29 protein-coding genes are annotated in these 24,651 nt (G+C 34.8%); 25 read left to right on the plus strand and 4 right to left on the minus strand.

Translation table 11 applies throughout. The features are described from left to right. Positions 1–161 precede the first annotated feature (161 nt). The 20 genes from D2K60_RS04395 (at position 162) to fliT (ending at position 14,889) form a co-directional block, all read left to right on the plus strand. A complete protein-coding gene (locus tag D2K60_RS04395; RefSeq protein WP_117168758.1) occupies positions 162–590 on the plus strand; it encodes a TIGR03826 family flagellar region protein in 429 nt (142 codons plus the stop codon). A 71-nt stretch (positions 591–661) separates the two neighbouring features. Beyond that, the gene (gene flgM / locus D2K60_RS04400) at positions 662–922 is read left to right on the plus strand and encodes a flagellar biosynthesis anti-sigma factor FlgM (RefSeq protein ID WP_117168759.1); all 261 of its coding nucleotides are present in this window, start codon (positions 662–664) and stop codon (positions 920–922) included. A 69-nt stretch (positions 923–991) separates the two neighbouring features. After that, positions 992–1,489 carry a flagellar protein FlgN gene (locus D2K60_RS04405; protein WP_117168760.1) on the plus strand — a complete coding sequence of 166 codons (498 nt, stop codon included), beginning with the start codon at positions 992–994 and terminating at the stop codon, positions 1,487–1,489. Positions 1,490–1,507: 18 nt separating this feature from the next. After that, positions 1,508–3,019 (plus strand): flagellar hook-associated protein FlgK, encoded by a 1,512-nt coding sequence (gene flgK / locus D2K60_RS04410; protein ID WP_117168761.1) that lies wholly within the window; start codon positions 1,508–1,510, stop codon positions 3,017–3,019. A gap of 11 nt (positions 3,020–3,030) precedes the next feature. Then, positions 3,031–3,909 carry a flagellar hook-associated protein FlgL gene (gene flgL, locus D2K60_RS04415; protein WP_117168762.1) on the plus strand — a complete coding sequence of 293 codons (879 nt, stop codon included), beginning with the start codon at positions 3,031–3,033 and terminating at the stop codon, positions 3,907–3,909. Between the two features lie 76 nt (positions 3,910–3,985). Next, positions 3,986–4,576 (plus strand): DUF6470 family protein, encoded by a 591-nt coding sequence (locus D2K60_RS04420; RefSeq protein ID WP_117168763.1) that lies wholly within the window; start codon positions 3,986–3,988, stop codon positions 4,574–4,576. A 15-nt stretch (positions 4,577–4,591) separates the two neighbouring features. Then, positions 4,592–5,032: a flagellar assembly protein FliW gene (fliW, locus tag D2K60_RS04425; protein WP_117168764.1), complete on the plus strand. Its 441-nt coding sequence runs from the start codon at positions 4,592–4,594 to the stop codon at positions 5,030–5,032. Between the two features lie 2 nt (positions 5,033–5,034). Then, the gene (gene csrA, locus D2K60_RS04430) at positions 5,035–5,253 is read left to right on the plus strand and encodes a carbon storage regulator CsrA (RefSeq protein ID WP_117168765.1); all 219 of its coding nucleotides are present in this window, start codon (positions 5,035–5,037) and stop codon (positions 5,251–5,253) included. Positions 5,254–5,393: 140 nt separating this feature from the next. After that, positions 5,394–6,248, plus strand: coding sequence for a flagellin Hag (gene hag, locus D2K60_RS04435; RefSeq protein ID WP_117168766.1), 855 nt, complete (start codon positions 5,394–5,396; stop codon positions 6,246–6,248). A 206-nt stretch (positions 6,249–6,454) separates the two neighbouring features. Further along, on the plus strand, positions 6,455–7,063 hold the full coding sequence (locus D2K60_RS04440) for a DUF8042 domain-containing protein (protein WP_117168767.1): 609 nt from the start codon (positions 6,455–6,457) through the stop codon (positions 7,061–7,063). Further along, positions 7,053–8,894 carry a motility associated factor glycosyltransferase family protein gene (locus D2K60_RS04445; protein WP_162880692.1) on the plus strand — a complete coding sequence of 614 codons (1,842 nt, stop codon included), beginning with the start codon at positions 7,053–7,055 and terminating at the stop codon, positions 8,892–8,894. The genes D2K60_RS04440 and D2K60_RS04445 overlap by 11 nt, the downstream gene beginning before the upstream one ends. 47 nt (positions 8,895–8,941) lie before the next feature. Then, positions 8,942–9,043: an NAD-dependent epimerase/dehydratase family protein gene (locus D2K60_RS20855; protein ID WP_240335238.1), complete on the plus strand. Its 102-nt coding sequence runs from the start codon at positions 8,942–8,944 to the stop codon at positions 9,041–9,043. Between the two features lie 69 nt (positions 9,044–9,112). After that, positions 9,113–9,322 carry a GDP-mannose 4,6-dehydratase gene (locus D2K60_RS20860; protein WP_275896242.1) on the plus strand — a complete coding sequence of 70 codons (210 nt, stop codon included), beginning with the start codon at positions 9,113–9,115 and terminating at the stop codon, positions 9,320–9,322. Positions 9,323–9,382: 60 nt separating this feature from the next. Continuing rightward, positions 9,383–10,378 (plus strand): hypothetical protein, encoded by a 996-nt coding sequence (locus D2K60_RS04455; protein ID WP_117168769.1) that lies wholly within the window; start codon positions 9,383–9,385, stop codon positions 10,376–10,378. Positions 10,379–10,785: 407 nt separating this feature from the next. Beyond that, positions 10,786–11,742, plus strand: a complete 957-nt coding sequence (locus D2K60_RS04460; protein ID WP_117168770.1) for a DUF2920 family protein — start codon at positions 10,786–10,788, stop codon at positions 11,740–11,742. A 47-nt stretch (positions 11,743–11,789) separates the two neighbouring features. Next, positions 11,790–11,966, plus strand: a complete 177-nt coding sequence (locus D2K60_RS04465; RefSeq protein ID WP_117168771.1) for a YjfB family protein — start codon at positions 11,790–11,792, stop codon at positions 11,964–11,966. A gap of 199 nt (positions 11,967–12,165) precedes the next feature. Then, on the plus strand, positions 12,166–12,564 hold the full coding sequence (flaG, locus tag D2K60_RS04470; RefSeq protein WP_117169107.1) for a flagellar protein FlaG: 399 nt from the start codon (positions 12,166–12,168) through the stop codon (positions 12,562–12,564). A gap of 14 nt (positions 12,565–12,578) precedes the next feature. Further along, on the plus strand, positions 12,579–14,105 hold the full coding sequence (locus D2K60_RS04475) for a flagellar hook-associated protein 2 (protein ID WP_117168772.1): 1,527 nt from the start codon (positions 12,579–12,581) through the stop codon (positions 14,103–14,105). Positions 14,106–14,137: 32 nt separating this feature from the next. After that, the gene (fliS, locus tag D2K60_RS04480; protein ID WP_117168773.1) at positions 14,138–14,536 is read left to right on the plus strand and encodes a flagellar export chaperone FliS; all 399 of its coding nucleotides are present in this window, start codon (positions 14,138–14,140) and stop codon (positions 14,534–14,536) included. Continuing rightward, complete coding sequence (gene fliT / locus D2K60_RS04485) at positions 14,536–14,889, plus strand: flagellar protein FliT (RefSeq protein ID WP_117168774.1); 354 nt, start codon at positions 14,536–14,538, stop codon at positions 14,887–14,889. Before fliS ends, fliT begins: the two co-directional genes overlap by 1 nt. 77 nt (positions 14,890–14,966) lie before the next feature. Here fliT and D2K60_RS04490 read toward each other — a convergent pair whose 3' ends face one another. From D2K60_RS04490 to D2K60_RS04500, 3 genes are all read right to left on the minus strand, one after another. Continuing rightward, complete coding sequence (locus D2K60_RS04490; protein ID WP_117168775.1) at positions 14,967–15,257, minus strand: DUF4190 domain-containing protein; 291 nt, start codon at positions 15,255–15,257, stop codon at positions 14,967–14,969. A 479-nt stretch (positions 15,258–15,736) separates the two neighbouring features. After that, complete coding sequence (locus D2K60_RS04495) at positions 15,737–17,206, minus strand: methyl-accepting chemotaxis protein (protein ID WP_162880693.1); 1,470 nt, start codon at positions 17,204–17,206, stop codon at positions 15,737–15,739. Positions 17,207–17,284: 78 nt separating this feature from the next. Next, on the minus strand, positions 17,285–18,121 hold the full coding sequence (locus D2K60_RS04500) for a MurR/RpiR family transcriptional regulator (RefSeq protein WP_117168777.1): 837 nt from the start codon (positions 18,119–18,121) through the stop codon (positions 17,285–17,287). Between the two features lie 192 nt (positions 18,122–18,313). Here D2K60_RS04500 and D2K60_RS04505 point away from each other — a divergent pair, with 192 nt between their 5' ends. The 5 genes from D2K60_RS04505 to hpf all read left to right on the plus strand — a co-directional run bounded on the left by D2K60_RS04505 (position 18,314) and on the right by hpf (position 23,294). Further along, entirely contained in the window at positions 18,314–19,186 is an 873-nt protein-coding gene (locus tag D2K60_RS04505) for a DUF8171 family membrane protein (RefSeq protein ID WP_117168778.1), read from the plus strand. Continuing rightward, entirely contained in the window at positions 19,187–20,896 is a 1,710-nt protein-coding gene (locus D2K60_RS04510; RefSeq protein WP_117168779.1) for an ABC transporter ATP-binding protein, read from the plus strand. Continuing rightward, a complete protein-coding gene (locus tag D2K60_RS04515) occupies positions 20,880–21,698 on the plus strand; it encodes an energy-coupling factor transporter transmembrane component T family protein (protein ID WP_117168780.1) in 819 nt (272 codons plus the stop codon). Before D2K60_RS04510 ends, D2K60_RS04515 begins: the two co-directional genes overlap by 17 nt. A 19-nt stretch (positions 21,699–21,717) precedes the next feature. Continuing rightward, on the plus strand, positions 21,718–22,488 hold the full coding sequence (locus tag D2K60_RS04520) for a PHP domain-containing protein (RefSeq protein WP_117168781.1): 771 nt from the start codon (positions 21,718–21,720) through the stop codon (positions 22,486–22,488). 260 nt (positions 22,489–22,748) lie between these two features. Further along, positions 22,749–23,294 carry a ribosome hibernation-promoting factor, HPF/YfiA family gene (gene hpf, locus D2K60_RS04525; RefSeq protein WP_117168782.1) on the plus strand — a complete coding sequence of 182 codons (546 nt, stop codon included), beginning with the start codon at positions 22,749–22,751 and terminating at the stop codon, positions 23,292–23,294. A gap of 287 nt (positions 23,295–23,581) precedes the next feature. Here the strand turns inward: hpf and D2K60_RS04530 are convergent, their stop codons facing one another. Beyond that, complete coding sequence (locus D2K60_RS04530; protein ID WP_162880694.1) at positions 23,582–24,577, minus strand: nuclease-related domain-containing protein; 996 nt, start codon at positions 24,575–24,577, stop codon at positions 23,582–23,584. Between the last annotated feature and the right edge of the window lie 74 nt (positions 24,578–24,651).

Below are 24,651 nucleotides of genomic sequence, written 5' to 3' on the forward strand. Positions count from 1 at the left end.
TATTTCCAAAGCGATGATTACATCAGAATATATCAATTTTCTCTAAAAAAACAATCTTTTAGAAAATAGCTTTAAATTAAGACGATATGCCTATTCACATTTCACTCAGAGTGCCGATATATATGCTATAATGAAGAAATATAGTAAAGGTGGGGTTACCCATGGGTGAGTTAGATAATTGTTCTAACTGTGGGAATTTGTATGTTAAAGTTAGTCGGAATGTCTGTCCAGATTGTGTGAAAGAAGAAGAGAAAAAATTTCAAACTGTATATGATTTTATGAAAAAACGTATCAATCGTCAAGCAACCATTCCTGAGATCACGGAAGGAACCGGCGTGGAACAAGAGTTAATTATTAAATTTGTGAAAGAACAACGTTTACGTTCATCACAATTTCCTAACTTAACATACCCATGCGATAAGTGTGGAGATCAAATCCAAGATGGTAAGCTTTGCACAAGTTGCTCAGAAGAGTTAACGTCTGAACTAACTTATCAAGATAAAGTAGACAGTATTCAAGCAAAAAATAAAGCAGAAGATAATAAAGCAGCTACTTATTTTGCTGTTGACAAAGGGAAAAGAAAATATTAAACATTAAAAGCTAAATACCGATATAGTAACTATACGTAAACGGAATCAAATAAGAAAGAGGGTGATCGGTCTTGAAAATACAAGGTCCAAACCATTCCAATTTCAACCCATATAAAAAACAAATCAACAAGCAAGCGGAAGTGCAAACTGAGAAACATGTAAAATCAGATCAACTGCAAATTTCTGACCAAGCAAAAAAAATGCAAGGAAATGATAACGTGCAGCCACAACGTGAAGCACGTGTTAATGAAATTAAACAAGCAGTTGAAAATGGAACTTACAATATTGCACCGAAACAAACAGCAGAGAAACTTTTAAATTTTTGGAAATAGGGTTGTATCGCAGACAATAAATAGGTAACAAGTAAACGTGTTATTTGAAAGTTAAGGGAGGACAGTTTCATGTCCATGCAAGAAATTAATGCTTCTTTACAGCAATTGTTGGAGCTTCATCAAAGTCTTTATGCCATCTCTATAAGTAAAACAGATGTCTTGAAAGATGGCGATACGGATGAGTTGCAACAGTTGTTAAAAAAAGAGAAAAAGCATGTCCAAGCAGTGAACCAAATTGAAAAAAGACGTCTCGAACAGGTTTCAGCATGGGTCACATCTAATCAGCTTGACATAGAAGAACCAAACGTTACCGCACTATTAGAAGTAGTAGAAGATACGACAGAAAAACAGCAGTTAGAAGAAGTAACAACAAAACTAGCTGAAGTATTGGTTAAATTAAAACAACAGGAACAATTGAACCATGAATTAACGCATCAATCATTGCAATTTGTTCAATTATCAATGAATATGATCGCACCAACGATTCAAAGCTTTAACTATGATAACCAAAATAAATCAAATTCGGACAACGAAACGAAGCGATCCGTATTTGATTCTAAGGCATAAAATAAAGGAGGCAATTCGATGGTATCAACATTTAGCGGATTAGAAACCGCAAGACGCGCACTTAGCACCCAACAGGCTGCACTCTATACAACTTCACACAATATCGCTAACGCTAATACAGAGGGTTATACGCGACAGCGTGTGAACTTTGAACAAGTGTCTACACTATCTGTTTCCCGTTATACAGAAGGTGTAAAGTCTAATATTGGCAGTGGTGTTCAAGCTGGTTCAATTGAACGTATACGCGAGCGATTTTTAGATGTGCAATACCGAAATCAAACCAGTAAATCAGGTTATTATGAACAGCGTGCAGCAGCTCTTAGTCAAATGGAGTCCATTATAAATGAACCAACTGAATCAGGTTTAGCTAACTCAATGGAGGAATTTTGGAACTCATTAGAGGATTTATCTACAAATCCAGCAAGTTCTGGTACAAGAGCGGTTGTTGCTCAGAATGGACAAGCTGTTGCAGAAAGCTTTAATTATATTAATCAATCATTACAAGAAGTCCGTAGTGATTTAAAGAATCAAATTGATATTACAACAAAAGACTTTAACTCATTAGTAGATCAGATTAATAGTCTAAACAAAGAAATTGCAGGAATTGAGCCACATGGACATGTCCCAAACGATCTATATGATGAACGGGATCGTCTAATTGATAGTTTATCATCAATTGCCGATATTAGTGTTGAGTATAATTCAAGTGGTGGACAACCTAATCCCATTGCTGAGGGGATTGCAACAGTTACATTAAATATAAATGATACTGGTGATACGAAAGTTACGCTAATTGATGGTGATACTGGTTCAGTCAACCACTTACAGGTAGGATATAACGAAAGTAATGTAGAAACGTTGACTTTTACTGATCCTGAAGATCCTACTGACACTACACCAGTTAATTCTTTTGATTTTAAATCTACTGGTGAATTACAAGGTCTAATGGAGATGAATGGTTATACAGATGGTACTACAGTCGAAGGTTACTATAACGAGATTTTAACTAAGTTAGATACAATGGCAACAGAGTTTGCCGATGCGTTTAATGCTACACATCAAGCTGGTACGGATTTTGATGGAGATCCCGGAGAGGTTTTCTTTGAATATGATCCTACTTCCCCAGCTTCATCACTAACTGTTAATGAGACCATTTTAGACGACCCGAATAAAATCGCTGCTAGTTTAAATGGTGATGCAGGTGATGGAAGTAATGCACTCAATTTAGTAGCTGTTTTTGACGCTGCCAATGTTGGTTTAGATGGTTCTTCCGTTAAAGGTTATTATGAATCAATTATTGGAGATATTGGTGTTGTTGCAAGAAAAGCAAATACAATGGTGAGTAATACAGCCGTTTTAAAACAACAAGTGTCAGAAAATCGAGACTCTGTAAGCGCAGTGTCTTTAGATGAAGAAATGACAAATATGATAAAATTTCAACATGCGTATAATGCAGCAGCGAGAAGTATGACAGCGGTCGATGAAATGCTGGATCGTATTATAAATAATATGGGCTTAGTAGGAAGGTAGTTGATTAGTAGATGCGCGTAACACAAAATATGTTATCCAATAATATGCTTCGAAATCTTAGTAATAGTTATAGTAACTTAGATAAATATATGGAACAGCTTTCTACTGGTAAGAAGATCAGTCGTCCATCCCAAGATCCTGTCGTTGCGATGAAGGGAATGGGTTACCGATCAGAGGTCTCTAATGTGGAACAATATCAGCGTAACGTTAGCGAAGTTCATAATTGGCTGGATAACTCCGACGCCTCTTTAGATGAAACAAATCAAGCATTGCAAAAACTACGAGAATTAACTGTACAAGCTAGTAATGATACGTACGGTGAAGAAGAACGAGCAAATATTGCAGCAGAAGTTGATCAATTAAAACTTCAACTTGAGGGGATTAAAAACACGAAAGTGAATGATAAATATCTGTTTAATGGGACAAATACAACTGAAGAGCCGCCTGCTGGAGGATTTGATGCTGCAACACCAGAAACGACTAATGACGTTTTAATAGAAGTATCCACTGGAACGAAGCTAAAAGTCAATGTGAGTGGGGAAGATATTTTCAGTAAAGAGCTATTTGATGATATTGATGCACTTTCAACTGCATTAAAGTCAGGTACTACTGGTGAGGACTTAGATGATTATATTAGTACAATTGATGGTCATGTAGATAATGTTATTAATGAAAGGGCTGATGTAGGAGCTCGAATGAATCGCGTCGATCTAATTGAGGACCGGTTAGCCAATCAAGAGATAGCAGCAAAAAGCATGATGTCTGATAATGAAGATGCGGATATTGAAAAAGTAATCATTAATTTAACTGCCCAGGAAAGTGTACATCGAGCTGCGTTGAGTGCTGGTTCACGTGTTATTCAACCAACTTTATTAGACTTCTTAAGGTAAGAAAAAAAAGACTTGTTGCTCTTGAGTGACAAGCCTTTTTACTAGCTACGATTTGTATTTGTTTAGGAGGGATTAGATGCAGTTACCACAAATTCGCATACAATCACAGCAGGCATTAATAGCAATACAAACAAATGACGCCAAGCAAAGTATTCAACAACCAAAGGCTACACAACAAATGGAACAACCAGCGGCAGATATTCGAATGCATACAACGCCATCCAAATTAACCATTGACCAGACACAAGCATGGAATGATATGGGATTAAAGAGTGCAAAGACTGCAATTAAAGATTCGGCTCGAGCAGGCCGTCAAGATGCCATGCAAGGTGTCGCAAGGCGTGCGCGACAAGGAACTGAATTGATGGAAATAGAGAAAAATGGCAACCCACTTATTAGCCAAGCGATTGCTAACGGACATAAACAACAAAAAGCATTCAATATTGGTTGGATCCCATCTGCATTTGCAGTTAAAACGGACTATCAACCGGCTGATTTGCAAATAGATGTGACAGTGAATAAACCGTATATAAAAAACACAGCTAACAAGCCAATTTTACAGTACCAACCAGGTAATGTTGAAACAAGTGTAAGTCAGGAAGCAGATTTGAATATAGATTATGAAAACTTGAAATTTCAGAGCTTGAATTTTGAGATGTCGATATAAAAGAAGGGTAGAGCTATGAAAATAGAAACGAAGTATTTTGGTCAAGTTCATATAGAAGAAAGTAAAGTCATAGAATTTGAACATGGTTTGCCGGGTTTTCCCACTGAAAGTCAATTTATTATCTTAGATTTGTTAGAAAACCCAGTTTTTCAAGTTTTACAATCAGTAAAGACAGATCAGACAGCTTTTGTGATTGCCGACCCTTATCATTTATTTAAGGAGTACGAATTTAATTTAGACGACAACACAGTTGAGCTATTAGAAATTAATTCAAAAAAAGATGTCCTTGTGTTTGCTATTGTCTCTTTAAAAGACCCGTTTGAATCAAGTACAGTTAATTTACAAGCGCCATTAGTGATTAATCAATCAAAAAGACGGGCAAAACAATATATTACGAATGATAAAAGGCATCTAACGAAAACACCATTCAACTCCTCAAATGTGAAGGAGGTCTAAATATGTTGGTATTGACAAGAAAGCTGCATGAAGCGATTAAAATAGGCGACGATATTGAAATTGAAATTGTTGGCATTAATGGTGATCAAATCCGATTGGGCATAACAGCGCCTAATCATATTGACATCCACCGTAAAGAAGTATATTTAGATATTCAAGAAGAAAATGATCAAGCATCACAGATTTCAACAGATTTAATTAAGTTATTAAAAAAAGATTAAAAAAAGATTAAAGATTTCTCATACCTGTCCGATATAATATATGTAAGATTAATTAATGCTAAGGGCGGCCGCTTTGGTGTTAATTAATCACCCAACCACAAGGATGTGGAATAAACCCAAAACTCAAGGAGGAATTACAAGTGAGAATTAATCACAATATCGCGGCGTTAAATACACACCGTCAACTATCAGGTAACCAAAGTGCAACTGCAGGATCTTTAGAAAAATTATCTTCAGGTCTTCGTATTAACAAAGCAGGAGACGATGCAGCAGGTCTTGCAATTTCTGAAAAAATGCGTGGTCAAATCCGTGGTTTGGATATGGCAGCTAAAAACTCACAGGATGCTATCTCATTAGTGCAAACTGCTGAGGGTGCGTTAACTGAAACGCATTCAATCCTTCAACGTGTTCGTGAACTTACTGTACAAGCAGGTAACACTGGTACACAAGAAACTGAAGATTTACAAGCAATTCAAGAAGAAATTGAATCATTAGTTGATGAAATTGATGGTATTTCTGAACGTACAGCATTCAACGGTAAAACTCTGTTAGATGGTTCAATTTCTGGTGCTGCATCGATAACATTCCAGATTGGTGCAAACTCCGGACAGCAATTGCAAGTTTCAGTTAGTGATATGAGTGCTTCTGGAATTGGTATTGGTTCTGGTGGAGCTGCAAACTTTAACGTTTCAGGTTTTTCGGCTGACTCAGGAGCAAGTTTCGATGCTGCTTTAGCTTCTATTGATACTGCAATTAGTAATGTATCTAAACAACGTTCGTCTTTAGGTGCAGTTCAAAACCGTCTCGAGCACACTATTAACAACTTAGGTGCTTCTCAAGAAAACTTAACTGCAGCTGAATCACGTATCCGTGACGTTGATATGGCTAAAGAGATGATGAACTTCACTAAGAATAATATTCTTACTCAAGCATCACAATCTATGTTGGCTCAAGCTAACCAGCAACCACAAGGCGTACTTCAGTTACTTCAATAATTTATAAATAAACAAGACCATCTTTTATGGTCTTGTTTTTATTTACCCTACTTTTTCACAGTATCTTCATAGTAAGTAATTATATTCAAGTGAAAACTGATAAAAAACTTTTCTATATAAGAATTAAGTGAGAATTTGATTGAAATTTAATGTTATTTGTCGATATAATAAGTGTATATAAATTTCTAACTGAATGGAGTTATATAATGCAATTACTTATAAAAGGTAAATCTGTTGAATTTAAAAATGATTTTTCAGCAATACATGATATTCTTTCCTATATAGAAAACGAAGTTAAGCTATCAGAAAAGAACTTTAGCCATCTAGTTATTAATGGTGAAGAGGTCTATGAGCAATTTGAGGATAAATTACGTGATAATGTAGATGATCTTAAGAAGGTAGAAGTAGTTTTGCTTTCACTAAAAGAGTTACTAAATGAAACATATTTATCTGGAGAAACTTATTTAACAAATGCACTACCAGCAATTAAGTCAACAATTGACTTGTTTTATCAAGGGGCTTCTAAGGAACCATTGAGCAAATTACAACAAATTTTGGATGCATTAGAATGGATCGATCAATTAGTGAATTCGATTGATCAATCCAAGCAACGTCCAGCAAATTGGGAGGATTACTTAGTAGCCATTACAACAATAAGGACTGAACTTGCTAGTTTAGAAGATGCTTTAAAATCTAATGACCCAATTTTAATTGCTGATATATTAAATTATGAAATTTTCCCAGCATTAGAAGCGCTAAAAAATGCATTTACTGTCTCTATTGACAATGAAGGAGAAAGAAAAGATGTTAATTGAAAATATCCTTTTTTTAAAAAAAAATTATCCAGGGATAAGAGAAGATTTATTAGAATTTGAAGAACAAATTAATGATAATTTGGTAAAGGTAGTTGACTCTAAATCTGGAAACCCGACATTGGAAATATTGTCAACTAATGGGGTTGTTTATTTACATAGTAAATATGACCCTAAGAAAGAAGCACAACGTTTTATTGAGCAGTATAAGGAGTCTATTCAAGAATATGATCATGTTTTTTTCTATGGCATAGGCTTGGGTTATCATGTTGAAGCTTTTATGGAAAGATATCCTAATATAACATTTACAATGTATGAACCTAGTATGGAAGTACTGTCTAATTATTTATCTATTAAACGATTAGAAAAATTACCAACTGCTCTTTTAAATGCTATTTACGTTGAAAAATTTGAAAATGATTATTTAGCTTTTATAAATAAGTTAACTTCGACTATCAATAAAAATCTTTTGTTTATACCCTTACCTAGCTATGAACGAATTTATAAAAAAAAATACCAAAAGTTCATTAACCAATTCAAAACTACTATAAAAAATAGCCGAGCTGGGTTACATACAAATATTTCCTATCAAAAACGTTGGACAATTAATACGATTAAAAACTTTCCAAAAACATTTGAAACACCGAATATCTTAAAAGATGTGAATAATAAATACTTTATTAATAAACCTGGTATAATTGTATCAGCAGGCCCTTCTCTAACTGGTGAAATAAAAAATTTAAAGTATATAAAAGAACATGGTCTTGCTTACATATTTTCTGTTGGTTCATCTATAAATACTTTAATTGAATACGGAATATATCCAGATGCAGCATGCACCTTTGATCCATCAGTGAAAAATCAAAAAGTATTCGAAAAGTTGAAGGAGAAGCATATAGTAGATATCCCACTTATTTTTGGAAGTTCCGTAGGTTATGAGACACTGGAAAATTATTCTGGGTTAATGTTTCACATGCTTACAAATCAAGATACGATATCCCCTAGATTATTAAGTGGATTAGAAGATGATCAAATATTATTTGATGCTCCGTCAATAGCAATTGTGACATATCAACTAATGGTTAAATTAGGTTTTTCTCGAATTATATTGGTAGGTCAAAACTTAGCTTTTCAAAATTCAAAAAGATATGCTGAAGGAATTGATTATGGTGATAATTCTAATACTATAACCAATCGTGAAAAAGAAAAGGTAATTATCATAAAAGATGTGTATGGAAATGATGTAGAAACAAGTGAAAGTTTTTTACGTATGAAAACAGATTTAGAAATATATATACAAAATCACAAAAATATTGAAACAATTAATACTACAAAAGGTGGAGCAAACATAAATGGAACAACATTTATGAAATTAGATGATGTTATTAATAATAAATTGATAACCAGATCTATTGTTAATTCTAGTTGGAAGGAAGCAGAGAGTAATTACGATCTTGACTTTACGCTAGATAAGTTAAAAATAATAAATAAGAGTAGAATAGCGTTAAAACAACAATTAGATGATCTTGTTAATTTATTTTCTCAACTAAATTATATAAAAAAAGAAAATCCTGATAAAATTGAAAAGAATTTAAATAAAATAGATAAGAATTTCAAAAATATTAAGAATAATGATTTTTTCTTATTATTTATATCTCCGATGTTGAGAGTGCAACTTGAAATTTTAGGGAAAAATAGTGCGGAAATTAAATATGAGAATGATATAGTTAAAAAAATTAAAATGATTAATAAACACCATGGAAATCTGACTAAAGATATAGTAGAACATTACAAATTTATTACTACGTATTTTAATGAATTAAAAGATCTCTAGGTTAAGTAGTATTTTAATATTAGAGATTAAAATAAGGGGGTTATATATTGTCAAAGGTATTAGTTACTGGAGCAGATGGTTTCATTGTATCACATCTAACCGAAGAGTTATTGAGAAAAGGGTATGCTGTTAGTGTCTTTTTCTATTAATTCATTGGGTTGTTTAGATACAACACTATCAGAAGAAGTTTTAAATGAAATTCAAATTTTTTTGGTGTTATACGTGATCCTAATTGGGTTAGAGAAGCAGTTAAAAATATGGATGAGGTAACTCATCTAGCGGCCCTTATTGCGATTCCATTTAGTTATTGTTCACCTGATTCTTATGTGGATACGAACATAAAAGTAACGTTAAACGTATTACAAGCGGCCAGAGACATTGATACTGAACGAATTTTAGTAACCTCAACGTCAAAAGATTTGTTTTAATTTAATTCATTATGTTTACAGGTCTGAAAAAATTTAAAAAGAAAAAGGATGGATATTCTTATGAGTGTAGATTTTATACACATTGGAATGATGAAAACTGCAACTACATACATGCAAAGTATTTGGATGAAAGACGAGGCTTATAGCTTATCATGGCAAGGAAATATGAAGTTATTAAATTCTTTAAGGAAATTAGTTTCACAAGATCAATTTAATTCTAATTTAATTTTAGATATAAGGACAGACATTCCAAAGGAAAAAAAACAGAAAACTGTGATTAGTAATGAAGGATTTTCTACAGCATATCTGAATCAACTGCATCTGCAAGAAAAAATCCCACAATTTATTGATCTTACAAGTCAAAATCTTGGTCGATTAGCTCATGCCACACCTAATCTCTTAATTGGGATAAGAGATCCTGTTTCATGGTTAAAATCCATGTATGTTCAATCTATAAAAGAAGGTGGTTATGGTTCTGCACAAGAATTTGTTGATAAACAATTTCTTTTTATTAGACATTCATTAGATCTTGAATATATTGTAAATTGTTACAAAAGGTATTTTAATAATATTTTAATATTGCCATATGAAATATTAAAGACTGATGAAGATTTGTTTTGGAATGTTATATCAGACGTATTTGATGTGCCAGTACCAAATGAAAGAATTGTAAACCCTATTAATTCTTCTCTTGATTTAAAGAGAACATTTTTACTTTCAAAGTTAAATGAAATGTCAAGCCTACTTGTAAATACAATCAACATATCGACAGATTATAAAAATAGTCAAGAAAAACTAAAATTGATGCAAAATCATAAAAATAATGAAAAATGGGTTCATAGAAGATTCGTCGAATTTGCTAATGTTGATCAAATTGATAATATGTATAATCTATTTCAAATTTCTAATCCTCCAGATGATTTTCTGGAGTTTACTATAACAGATGAATTAAAAGGAATTATTAAGAATAAATTCATTAAATTTATTCGAGAAAATACTATCCCTGAATTTGCAGATGATTACGAGAAAAAACTACTTGAACATTTAAATAAGTAATGTTGGAGAATGTAATTAGAGCTAATTAGAAATGAGATTATTTTAATTTTATTGATCAGTTGCACTCGTTTACGGAGGATAAAAATGTTATTTGCTGTATCTCATATCCATTGCTGGGAGATGGGAATTAGCTCTTAATGTTATTTAAAGATAACATAGATAGTTAGAAACATTGATTTTAGCGCTAATGATAAGTGATTATTTTCATCTGTTTTTCAAAAAATATGAAGGTATTAATTTCTTTAAGACAGTTAATTATTTTTGATTAATTTAATGCTAGTTATAATATAAATAGAACAGAATAAGAAGATACATATCTATGATGGTATATATTAGAATATGAGTTGATATTATAGAATTCACTTTAATGTTAGCACGTTTAATAAGATAAAGAAGGAAGCTATATAATGGCAAAAAGTTATCAGTTTGATACCAGTGGGCACCCCAATATATATAATAATAATAGCGTGAGAAACCTAAAAATTTATTTTTCAGAACCTGATAATGGTGTTAATGATGAGACAGGGCTTTTACTGTTTATTCCTGGATTTGGTGGGCAAGCCAATTCCAATGTTTATAAGAAAATGAGAGCAGTATTTGCTGATAAGTATAATTTAGTAACTATACAGTGTGATTATTTTGGTTGGGAATTTATGCAACTAGATCAATTGAATGAGACAATAGATAATTTTAATGATATGGGTTTGTTACAAGCGCTTGATAATATAACAGCTGTTATATTAGTTGCTGAGGTATTGAAAGATAATAACTTTGAATTTAATTCAGACCGAATATGGATATACGGACATTCTCATGGTGCCTATTTAGCATACTTATGTAATGTATTTGCACCTAAACTTTTTTCGATGATCATTGACAATTCAGCATGGTTATTCCCTGCTTATCTTCAAAAAAATAGGTATCTAACTTTAAATGGTACAACAACTGTGTTTGATTATTATGCTAAAAATATATTGAAAGATACAGCTGTTTTATCGTTGCTGATGTTATATCAAGATTTTGAAAATAATTGTGAAATTTACTCATTCCATGGAGAATCTGATACTTTAGTTACATTAGATGAGAAGACAATGTTTTGTAAAAAAGTTAATAATTGTAATTTAAAACAAATAGATCAAAGTGATATTGACCAAAAAATCTTTAAATCAACGGGTCATGGATTAGGAGCAGATTTTTTAGGCCTTTTTGATTATGTGGTTTCAAAGCTCAGTAATAAGGTTTATAATACAGTTAGAAGTGATATTGTATTGAAGAATCAAAATATTAGTACGAAAAGTAACACCTATTACTTTGACTATAGTGGGAGAGTTCCCGTTTTATCGATATCTCCAAATCAAAACTAATTTGAATTTAAATTGACGATCTATATTCTGGTAAAGGAGGTGTTCAAATGGATATTGCAGCATTATCTTCAGTTATGAGTCAAGCTAGTTTGCAACAACAAGTTTCGCTAAGTGTAGCGAATAAAACAATGGAACATTCTGAAGCTTCTAGTGAGGGTTTAATTAAAATGATGGAACAGTCTGTCAATCCGCATTTAGGAAGTAATATTGATGTAAAAGGCTAAAGTATTATCTGCACTGCTACTAGAGCAAGATTAGTAGCAGTGTTTTTAATATTGTAGTAATTTTCCAATGCTTTACTATTTTTTTATGTCATTTTATAAGTCCTTTGACTTATTATCATATAAAAAAGTGAAAAAACTAAATAATTCCTCTTTACAAGCCGATATAAAACAAAACAGAATAGAGGAGTTGGCATTAGTGATGGGTATAGGTAGCATAATCTCCGGATCCCAGCTTTTGCAAGGGTCAGACCACATTGAGTTTACAACAGCTGCAAGAGAAAGATCTACTGAAAATATACAGAAAGATAATCTAAAAAAAACAAGTACCGCACAGATACAACATCAAGCAAAAGCACAAACTGAGGTCGAGAAGGAAAAGAAACAAATAGAGGGTATGGTTGGTGCATTAAATGATTTCTTAGAACCAATGCATACTTCAATAAAGTTTGAGATGCATGATAAACTTGATAAGTATTATGTAACAGTAGTAGATTCTTCAACAAATGAAATTGTTAAGGAGATTCCCCCGAAAAAAATGCTTGATGTGTACGCGGCAATGGCTGAATTTATGGGTTTCATCGTCGATGAGAAGATATAAAGGAGGATGTTAGTATGGTTAGTAGTATAGGTGGTAGTACTTTAAGGGTTGGTGGTCTTGCTTCCGGTATGGATATTGATGGTTTAGTAGAAAGTTTAATGCAAGCTGAAAAAATTCCGTTACAAAAAATGGAGCAAGATAAGATCTGGATGGAATGGCAAAGAGATGCATATCGCGATGTAAATACACAAATGTCTGAATTTGAGTCACTAATGCTAGACATGAAAAAAAGTAGTACGTATAATGCGAAGTCAACTACTTCAACACAATCAGATGCGATCACTGCAACCGCAAGTTCAAGTGCTTCAAGTGGTGCTTATAGTGTAGAAGTCACACAGTTGGCATCAAGTGCCATAAACGTTAGTTCAACGGGTATTTCAGCAGATGCAGCTGATAAAATAGACGCAACAGCTTCTTTAGCTAGTCAAGAAGGGAAACTGGGTGGAACAATTCCAGCTTCATTAAAATTTACTACGTATCATAATGGTACGGAAGAACATGAAATACAAATTGATGCAGAGGATTCGTTAAATGATGTATTGAAAAAAATCACGGATGGTGATAATGGTGTAAGAGCATTTTACGATACACAATCAGATATGGTTGTTATTGAGCGAACTGGAACTGGTGATTATAACGAAGGTGGAGCGGAAATTGATTTTAGTGCAGATACAGCTGCAGGTGGTTTTTTTACCAATGTACTGAAATTAACGGATGCTGAAAAAGGTGGTACAAACGCAAAGTTCACTTATAATGGTGCAATTGAAATGGAATCAAAAACAAATAAAACCACTTTAAATGGTATTAACTTTACATTTAACAATGTTACAGAAGGCGCAGCGAATATATCAGTTGATAATAATACAGATGCAGTAATGGAAAAAATAACAAATTTTGTGACTAAATATAATGAACTTATTGATAGTGTGAATGGTAAAGTTACTGAAAAAAGAAATAGAGATTATCAACCATTAACTGTTGAACAAAAAGAAGAAATGTCAGAAAGTGAAATAGAATTATGGGAAGAGAAATCAAAAAGTGGTCTATTAAAAAGTGACTCAACCCTCACGTCTGGATTATCTAGTATGCGTCAAAACTGGTATGCAGAAGTAGATACTGGAAATGAAGCCTATGGCCATCTTTCTAATATCGGTATTAAAACGTCAACTGAATACCAGGATAACGGTAAATTAGTTATTGATGAAGATAAATTACGTGCTGCCCTAGAGGATGATTCGACAGCAGTATATAAACTATTTTCTAATAATACGGAAGGTAATAAAGGTCTTATTAACCGATTGGATGACAGTGTTAGTAATACAATGTCTACGATTAAAGATCGGGCTGGTAGTACGTCATCTACGCTACAACAGTATAGCTTAGGAAAAAGATTGGATGATATTACGACGCGAATGGCAGATTTTACAGACCGATTAAAAATGACAGAAGATCGTTATTGGGGTCAATTTAGTGCGATGGAGCAAGCGATTCAAAAAATGAATCAACAATCATCTTATTTGTCAGAACAATTTGGTGCGTAAATGGAATTGGTAAAAAGGAGTGTTTAACTTACATGGCTCAACAGCAATATCAAGCGTATAAAAATAATTCAGTTAATACTGCGTCTCCAGGTGAATTGACGTTAATGCTCTATAATGGGTGTCTTAAATTTATTAAACAAGCTAAAAAAGGTATAGAAGAAAAGAATTTTGAAAAGAAAAATATAAATATCCAAAAGGCACAAAAAATCATTAGAGAATTAATGTTAACGCTAGATCAAAAGACTGAAATATCAGACCAATTTATGCCTTTATATGATTATATGAATGTACGGTTAATGGAAGCAAATGTTCAAAATGATCTTGAGATATTAGAAGAAGTTGACAGTTTAGTTAAAGAATTTCGTGATACGTGGAAAGAAGTAATTAAACAAACGAGACAGACTCAATATGGTCAAGGTGTGCAAATCTAATGAATCGAATGGATACTTTATATGACGTCACAATAAAGTTACAAGAACTATTAGATCAGCCAGTTAAAGAAACAAATAGAGAAGAGATAATTGCTGGTGTCCAACTATTATTGAATGAAAGAGAGCTTGTTATTAAAGATATAGTTAAGCCATATACGGAAGAGGAACTGATCATTGGTAAGAAAATAATACCGATTGATCAAGAAATCCTAAAGAAAACCCAACGACTATTTCTTGAATTGAAATCAGAGATTCGTAATGTGAAAAAGCAGAAGGCATCTAATCAGAAGTATATTGATCCATATAAAAGCCTTGCAAATTATGATAGTGCGTTTGTGGATAAGAAGAAGTAATTTTCACTATATTTGTCTAACCTAGGTACAACAAAAAGAAGCTCTTGAATCTAAATGATTCAAGAGCTTCTTTAAAATTAAACCATACTATTGCCTTCAGCAATGCCAAAGAAAATCAGTAATAATATTAATAGTGCGTAGAATGCTGTTCCAACAATGCTAGTTACCAAACCTGCAACTGCCATGCCATTACCAGCTTGTTGATAATTTGCAATTTCCTTTTTCGCCTTACTTGCTAAAACGATACCAATAATACCAAAAATGAAACCAATCCATGGAACGACAATAGATAAGATACCAAGAACCAATGACGCAATGGCTTTTCCATTCGTTACAGGTGCTTGTTGATAGTGTTGCTGTTCCTCCATATAAACACGCCCTTTCGTTAAAAAACTCCTGTTTATTATACCATTTTTAGTCTCTTTAGTTCATCTGTTTCTTAGAATACTTCTTGATAAACATGTTCTTTTATTTTAATTTAGTTTATTTGCAAAAATGCAAACAGGAGTGAAAGACGACGACTCCTGCGGGAACAGCACGAGTCTGAAGATCCACTAGGTAAAGCGTTCTTTGCTTTACTTAGTTAACTGAAGCCGTGCCCGCGGAAAGCGATCGTCTGTAACTGGAGTGCACCCACACACAATAAATAAAATGTAATTATCAAGATCCGTTTTAGGAAATACACTTATGTAATACATTGGAGGGGGATTTTTTTAACAACTTTGAAAAGCAACTGCTCGAAGCGAAAATAAACATGGCAGTTAGTTCGGAATATATAGTTTTTATAACAACAATAATAATCAAAAAAAGCAGATTGTATGTAATTACAATCTGCTTTCCTCATTTATTAAAAGTTCTCTTTAATTTGTTGCGCTTCTTTAACAGTCTCTTCCATAATATCTGCTAGTTGTTTGTTGCTGTCTGTTTGTTCTGTTACAGAGGCACTCAATTCTTCTAAGCTAGCTGATGCTTGTTGGATAATGGCTGCAAGATCATTTGTTGATCCTTCAACTTTATTTGATTGGCCTTGCACTTTTTCGGCCATTGTAGAGAAGCTTTTCAATTCACTGTGGAGCTTATTCATTGTTGTCGCAATTTGTTCAAAATAGCTTGTTACTTCATTTGATGAGGTAACGCCATAGGCAATTTTCTCTTGGCTTAGTGCCATTTGCTCAATTGCTTCTTGGTTGCTCGTGTTAAGTTCCGTTAGATTACCTGTGATTTTCTCCGTTATTTGTTGTGTGTTATCTGCTAGTTTACGAATTTCCTCTGCTACTACTGCAAATCCTTTACCAGCCTCACCTGCGCGAGCGGCTTCGATTGATGCATTTAATGCTAGTAAGTTCGTTTGTTCGGTAATATCCTTAATAGTGCCAGCAAATTGATTGGTTTCGGCGATTTTTTTGGTTAAAACAGCAAAAGTACTGTTTAACTGATTAATCACGTTCTCAACCGCTTGATTATTTTGGTTTAGACTATCCATTTTCGTTTTACCATTTTCGGTTAGTCCACTTGCTTGAATAGACTCTTTATATAACATTTCTGATGTGCTATGGACTTGGTCAATACTTTGTTTTGTTTGAATCGTGTTCTCTGAAATATCGGTAATTTGTTCGGATTGAGTTTGACTTCCTACTGCAATTTCATTGATCGCAATAGTCATCTCATTTTGTGATATGACATTTGTTTGTAGTTGTTCATTCACTTCAGAAATCTTTTCAACAATAGATGTTACGCCTTGTTCGATAATTGTGCGCTGTCTCTCTTTATCAACATTGTATTGTTCTGAATCAGCTAACATTTCGCCTAGGCGCTTGGTTTGTTGATTCGATAAGTGAATCAATACAAAGAAGATCATGCCAAATAATAAGTAAAGCAAGACGGTGTAACTAACTAATTCTTTTACAACAGCCGCTTCTGCTGTCATCGAATTGAAAAAGATGATCCCTAAACCTAAAACATAGCCATATAAAAATATATTACGTTTCATTTGTATCGATGAGAAAACAGTTAGAAAGAATAAGATTAAAATTATTTGTGCACTTCCACCCTGTGTATACAAAAAGAGATAAATCGATCCATAAAATGCCGTGATGAATATATAAGGTAAGCTTGCAGGCTTTTTCCATAGGCGTTGTAATAATACGTATGCAATGATCCCGATCAGTATTTCTGTAATATAAAATAAGAGAGTTGTCATATCACTTCCGAAAAATGCATTTATTGAACCTGTTACTAATGTGATCGTCATCACGATAAACATTAATGTGTTTTTCTTCAGTAGGTCTTGCCACTTCATTTTTTCTATCTCTGTCAATTGTATAACCCCTTTTCTTGATATTACCTTTATACTCATATATCGGTTGAAAAGGTTAATATATTTAGTGCCTTTTACTCACCTAGGTAGTTCATTTACATATTTTTTTCTTATGTGACTTAAATCTTCTAATCTTGTCATATTTTCATCTGTATGTTGCATGCCAATTGAAATAATGAGATTCTCTATTAAAAAAGTTGGTGCAATCATCGAGTGAAAAGCGTGTTCCTCACCACGGCTTGCAAACAAGACAACATCAGCTTCCTTAGCAAAATCGGATATGACTTGATCGGTAATAATAATCGTATGATAGCCGATCTTTTTGGCATGATCTAAGATTACTTTTGCTTCAGGAAGGAGGCGGACAAAGCCAAAGATAACGACTACATCGGTTTTTTTAAAATGAATCATTTCTTCAAAAATCTCGCTGCCACCTTGTTGGATAATTGACATGTCACAGTCAAAGCGACTCATGCGGTAGTGCATTAATGTCGCTAAGCCTTGGGAAGGTCCAGGACTATATAGATAAACTTTTCTAGCTTCCGTAAGTAATGTGACAGCTTTTTGAAAAGCGTGGTTTGAGACGTATTCCATTGTTTGATGTAAATGGTGGACCGCAGCTTCTAATGTATGAAATCTTAGGGAAGACTGTTTTTCTACTTTATCTATTAGATCCTTCCATTTTCCTGCGGGTGAGACCTCTAAGGTTGTTTGCATCTTTTTTTTGAATGCTTTGAAATTGTGAAAACCGACAGCCTGCCAAAAACGGGAGACAGAAGCGATGCTGACGTTAACTGCGAGCGCAATTTCGTTTTCCGTTGACAGTAAGACGTGTTGGGTATTTTTTTGAATATAGTTTGCAATTTTAACTTGTGTTGGTGACATCGAGGTTGTATCCCAATCAAAACTGATCATATGCGTGAGCTCCTTCTTGTAAAGAATACTATCAGACTAGCATATTTCAATCCAAAGTAGAGCTTTATGAAAGAAAATTTACATAATGATAAATAAAGTTAATAAATTTACATCTTCTTTACGACAAGCCTAAAGTAGATTAATAACTCTATCTTATACTGAAAGTAAGTTAATAAGAGGAGGGAAAAGAAAATGAGTCAATTAAAAAAAGAGCGCTACACATTAACACAAGCACAGAAAATGATGGTATTTATTTTATCTATGTCCTTATACGGTTTATCGAACATGATAACAGAATTGGTGCCATCGGTTAATCTCGGTCCAATTGAATTTTCGATTGAGTACTTTGCTTTTATCCCGCTTACGTTATGCATGTTGTTTCATCCGTTATATGCCGCAATTGGTGCTGCATTAGGGGAAGTTATTTTTGGAGAAATTATGCTTGGTCAGTTCGGTGGATTTGGTGAATTAGAGAAGTTTATTGCTTTCTCGTTAGCGATGTATATTGCTGGTACACTCGTGCGTGATCCGCGTAATAAACGCCAAGTTGCGGTTGCAGCTATGATGGGTGTCATTATTCACCAAGCGATTAGCTCGATGGTTGATATTATGAAAGTTTGGGTCGGTGTCGAAGAGTTAGAAGCAGTAAATGGGTTAGCAGAGAGTGTCGTTATTATTGAAGGATTCGCGTTTTTAAATGATGTCCTGTTCTCCGGTATTCTGTTTGCATTACTTCCAACGGTATATTTGGTACCACGTTTGTACGGGAAGATGGAGCCTTTACTTGGCATGAAACCACGTGATAATCAAACAAGGTATTCGCTTGGTGAAATTGTCGGGCCGCGTTTAGTTGTGCTTGGAATATTCTTAGCTGGTGCAGCGTTCTTGTTTGAATATTTATCAGAAGCTGGTTTTAATTGGGAGTGGGAAGCAGATTTTGTTGGGATGTTTGGTGAAGGATTTATCTGGATTAGTATGGCGGTCGCTGCAGTCGTGGCAGGAATTACAATTGCTGTGCTGCTCAAGAAAAGAGCTAGCAATATAGAAGAAGAAAGGGTTTCATAAATGACAGCACACATTGAAATAGATCAGGTAACGTTTCAATATCCAGGTGGCGATGCGCCCGTTTTAGAGAATGTTTCCTTATCTTTAGAAAAAGGTACCTTCGTCGCCATCATGGGTAGTAACGGTAGTGGTAAATCAACCTTGTGTAAGCTTCTCAATGGCTTGATTCCGCATTATTATGTAGGAGATTTCAGTGGGAAAGTAACTGTCAATGGCCTTGTAACAACCGAACAAAAAGTAGCAGAACTGTCGCATGATGTTGGCTATGTCTATCAAGATTTTGAGAACCAATTGGTAAGTCCGCGTGTGTTAGAAGACGCGAGCTTTGCGCCACTGAATTTTGGTTATGCTGATTTTAAAGAACGAGGGAAACAGGCTTTAGATCGGGTTGGGTTAGTTGGCTATGATCAAGAATTCATCTGGCAATTAAGTGGTGGTCAAAAGCATCTATTAGCTCTAGCTGGTGCGTTATCACTTGATCCTGATATTTTAATTATCGATGAGCCTGTCGCACAACTCGATCCCCAACACGCGGAAGAAATATATCAGATTTTACAAAAGCTTAATGAAGAATATGGCAAGACAATTATCGTAATTGAACACCATACAGAATTTATTGCTTCGTATTGTAAAGAGGTTGTTTTGATGGATCAAGGAAAAGTTGTTTGGAAAAAAGAGACGAATGAAGCCCTGCAAAATGTTGAAGCGTTGGTTGCTAGTCAAATCTATCCACCGCAAGTAACACAAGCGGCATATCAGCTTGGCAATACACAGGCTGTGAAATTACCAATCACACTAGCAGAGGCGCGCACTTTTTTCGAACAAAAAGAACGGGTAGGAAGTTTGATTGAAGAATACGACGAAGTGATGCCAATGCGTGAAGCGATAGTTGAAATGGAAGGCGTTAGTTTTTCTTATAAAACGATTACGCGATCGAAAAATCAAGTTTTAAATGGTATTGATTTAACCATTCATCATGGTGATCATATTGCATTAGTTGGCAATAACGGTGCAGGAAAATCTTCGTTAATGCGACTAATCACAGCCTTAGTTAAACCAGAAGCAGGCAACGTAATGGTTAAGGATATGAATACACGTGATGTTTCACCCGAGAAGTTAGCTGATCTCGTCACCTATGTCTATCAAAATCCGGAGCAAATGTTTATCGAGGATAGTGTACGTAAAGATGTCGAGTTTTTCTTAAAAGCTCGGAAAGTAGAAGGCTATCAAGAAAAGGTTGATAAGATTCTTGCGCAATTTGACTTAACGGATTTACAAGATAGGGACAGCCGCTTGATGAGTGGCGGACAGCAACGCCGTGCATCACTTGCGATTGGCGTCGCGATGGATCCAGAAGTGATTCTCTTAGATGAACCGACCGCAAACTTGGATATTGCAACACGGAAACATATTACTAGATTGATTGGTGATTTAGAAGAAATTGCGGCCGTGGTAATCGCAACACATGATATGCAGCTTGTTGCGGAATGGGCGAATCGAATTATTGTCTTGAACAACGGGAAAATCATCCATGATGGTGATCGTGCTTCCGTGTTTGGTAATGCGGCATTGCTAGATCGCGCTGGATTGAAAGCACCGCAAATATTGGAGCTTAGTAAAGCACTCCAGGTTGAACCTTTAGCTTATACGGTAGCTGACTTTGTTGCTGCATGGAAGCAGAAGGAGGAAGTTGATGGAATATACGCGTAAGTTTTCCGATAAATTATCAGTAGAACAGATGAAAATAGAATTATTAAATACCGCTTATGGAAATGGTGACACTTTTTTAGCAAAATTAGATCCGCGTACACTATTTACCTGGTATCTGTTTTTCGGTGTTGCACCGTGGTTTATTCATAATCAAATTGTTTTGTTAGGGATGTTTGCGTTAATGGTTGTGCTAACATTCTTCGCAAAAGTCAGCCCGTTAATTGTCTTTATTCTTTGTTTAGGTTTACTCGGACAAGGTGGTTACCTGTTAATTGCATCACTCTTTTTTGGTGGTGACGCATCGGTCATTATGCCGTTGCTTGTCTTGACGTTAAAATTGTCGGTAATCTCACTTGCTAGTATTATCGTCTTTTGTTCAATGGATCCCGAGAAATTGAGTAATGGACTATTAAAAATCGGTGTACCTGGCCAAGTGTCGTTCAGTATTGCTTACGGATATCGCATGCTTCCGAGTTTGTTAGAGGAATATCATCACGTTTTCTTATCGTTTCGTTTACGAGGGAAGGCACCGGAGCGACATGGCTTTTTATATTGGCGCTCAATTACGTATTTTTGTAAAATCGCTGTCTTATCGTTTTATCCGTTGTTATTAAGCACGGCAAAACGAGCACGAACAACGGTGGAGGCACTAGAAACGAAAGGTAGCTTCTACGGATTCAACCATCCAAAAGTGAAAAAGATTAAACTGGCACATTTAAAAATGGGACGACGAGATTACGTGTTTTTAGTTTTATCGATTGTTTATATGGTTGGTGTGTTTATGATCGGAACGATTTCTTAATAAAAAGGAGATTACTAGAATGAAAATTGATTTTCACAGTCATGTAAAAATATCAAAAAAATCAATGTTTATGCCAGATTATTTTGCGGAGATGATGAAAGAAGCAGCAAAAAGTGGCTTAACCGCACTTGCGATGACAGAGCATTTTAATACGAAACGCTTTATGGATATTTATGATTATATCGATCGAAAATATGTGTATGAGAACGGCTATTATGTAGTTGGAGATATCCGTGTTTTTCCTGGTGTTGAAGTTGATGTAAAAGAGGTTGGGCACATCTTGTTAATAGGGGATCGTGACGATATCTTGGACATCCGTTCTACGTTAGAACCTTATACAGACCCAGCTAATTTTATTGGATTTGATCAGTTAATGGATTTGGCGGAGGGTTATGATATCTTGAAAATTGGTGCTCATCCATTTCGTAAGGGTACGCCATTGACACATTTACAACCGGAACAATTACGTCGCTTAGATGCACTAGATTTAAATGGAAAAGATTTATACGCACAGGGCATAGAACCCTATCGGACGCGATTGACTGATTTTGCAGAAGATCTTGGTTTACCAGTTGTCGGAGGCAGTGATACCCATCAATTTCTACAGTATAGCGCTGTGTCGAATCAGTTTGAACAAGCATGCTTAAATGTTACAGAATTAAAAGCAGCAATTAAGGCTGGCAATTATCATGTGGAAATTGCAGAGGATCTAATGATAAAAGTAAAAGCTGCCGTTTTAGTGAAAAAATATATGAAACAGTTGTTAGAAGATCATACACCTGTTGGATAAAAATCTGAAAACCGAGCTTAAATCGCTCGGTTTTTTGTTTGTCGCTTTAAAAATGTGTGGGTAGTGTAAATTTTTTTAACAAATAGCTTTAAAGTTAGTTAGATGTAAACGTTAACAGTAACGTTGATTTAGCAGCGTTTAGCGGTGATTGTAAATTTTTCTAACAAACTTTATGTAATTTCGACAAATTTTTTATGTGTTTATGCAGGAATAAGACAGGGTAGTGTAGAAGTATAGATATATAAAGGAGGACACTTATTATGAAATATAACATTCGTGGAGAAAACGTTGAGGTAACAGGGGCAATGAAAGAATACATTGAAAAAAAGGTAAGTAAGTTAGAACGCTATTTTGATACACCCCCAGCATCAGATGTAAACGTGAATCTAAGTGTCTATAAAGAAGAACAAAAGATTGAGATCACCATTCCAATGATTAATCTATTATTACGTGCGGAAGAACAACATACTGATTTGTATGCCGCCGTTGATTTAGTAGTAGATAAATTAGAAAGACAAATAAGAAAATATAAAACAAAAGTTAATCGTAAATCACGCCAACAAGGTGCAGCAAAACACGTTTTCGCCGAAATGGAAAAAGAAATAGATGAAGATTATGATGAAGATGGATTTGAAGTCGTTCGTACAAAACGATTTGACTTAAAACCAATGGATTCCGAAGAAGCAATTCTACAAATGGATATGCTTGGACATACTTTCTACGTATTCACAGACGCAGAATCTGGAGACACAAACGTTGTCTACCGACGTAAAGATGGAAAATACGGTCTAATCGAAACAAGCTAACTATAACTAATAATAATATGTAAGGGTTCCGCCTAGGCGGAACCCTATTTTGATGGGGCTTTTTTGATGGAGGAACTGGTGGCAATCCGACGGAAGTGGGCGCCATAATTAAGCGGAGCACGCGATAATTAGGCGGAAGGGCGCATAATTAAGCGGAGTACGCGATAATCCGACGGAAGTGGGCGCCATAATTAAGCGGAGCACGCGATAATTAGGCGGAAGGACGCCATAATTGGGCGGAAACGAGCCTTAATCCGGCGGACGCTCAAAGTCATAGTTAATCAACTTCATCTATCATTCCTCCTTTTATAATTTTGCTCGAGTAGTTTGTCCAAATAGTAAATGCGTCCCTTTGTTTCTCCACTAGTTTCCAATCCAATATTTATTAATATTCTTTTTGCTGTGGAATTGGATTCTATACCTAAGAATAATCGTGCTTGTTTATTTGTAATGGAAGTTCCAAATAGTAATGCATATTCGCATAGCGCCTGGATATGCGCTGTGTTATTTTTCTCGCGGCAAGCTGGACAGTACCAGTAGCGTTTTATGCGGTGCATTATAATTCTTTTTCCATTGAATTGGCAACTTGGGCACCATACGCCTCTACGAATATGATGGTAGGCTATCTGATATCTTTGGATCACAAAGTAATGATTAGCTTGATGCTTTTCATTTAAGAAATGTGCAAGCTTATAGAGTTGTTGTTTTTGATAAACTACTTTTGCATGTGCGCTTTTAATAGCGTTAATTCTACTAGGTAATCGTTCGTTGGTGAGGATATCATCATATTTCTGGTCGGATTGGAGAATAACTCTGGGATGAGTAAATGTCACGACTGGGTGAATTGGAATCGCAGGAAATCCGTGTTTCGCTAAAAAATCGCTTAATTGCCATCTCTGCACAGCTGCTTGGATTTCTGGGTTAGGGAATGTCTCTGTAATTTGATCAAGGGTTCGAATCATCTGGTCGTTTTGATTAAAGGAAATCGTTCCCTTCAGATTCTTCGCCTCAACTATAAAACAGACGGAACCTGTCAAAAGTAGTGCATCAATCTGGAATGCGTTATCTTTTCCTTGTAACCGTAATCCGTATAAAAGTAAAGCCTCTTCTGAATCCGTTAAACTAAAATAATAATGTAAGGATGTTTCACCAAAATAGCCAGCTGTCTCTCGGCCAAGAAGATTATCAAGTTTTTCAAAATTAGGATTGGAACGATCGATCCGAGGGAGAAGTACTTCTAGTTGCTTGAGTAAAGGGGTCTTTTCAGGGGGACGAATGATCAATATAGATACCTCTTTTCTATTAAATTAAAGTTAGTATACTATTAAATAAAGCCTCTAGCAAATGCTAGAGACTC

It is taken from the genome of Paraliobacillus sediminis (genome assembly GCF_003426055.1).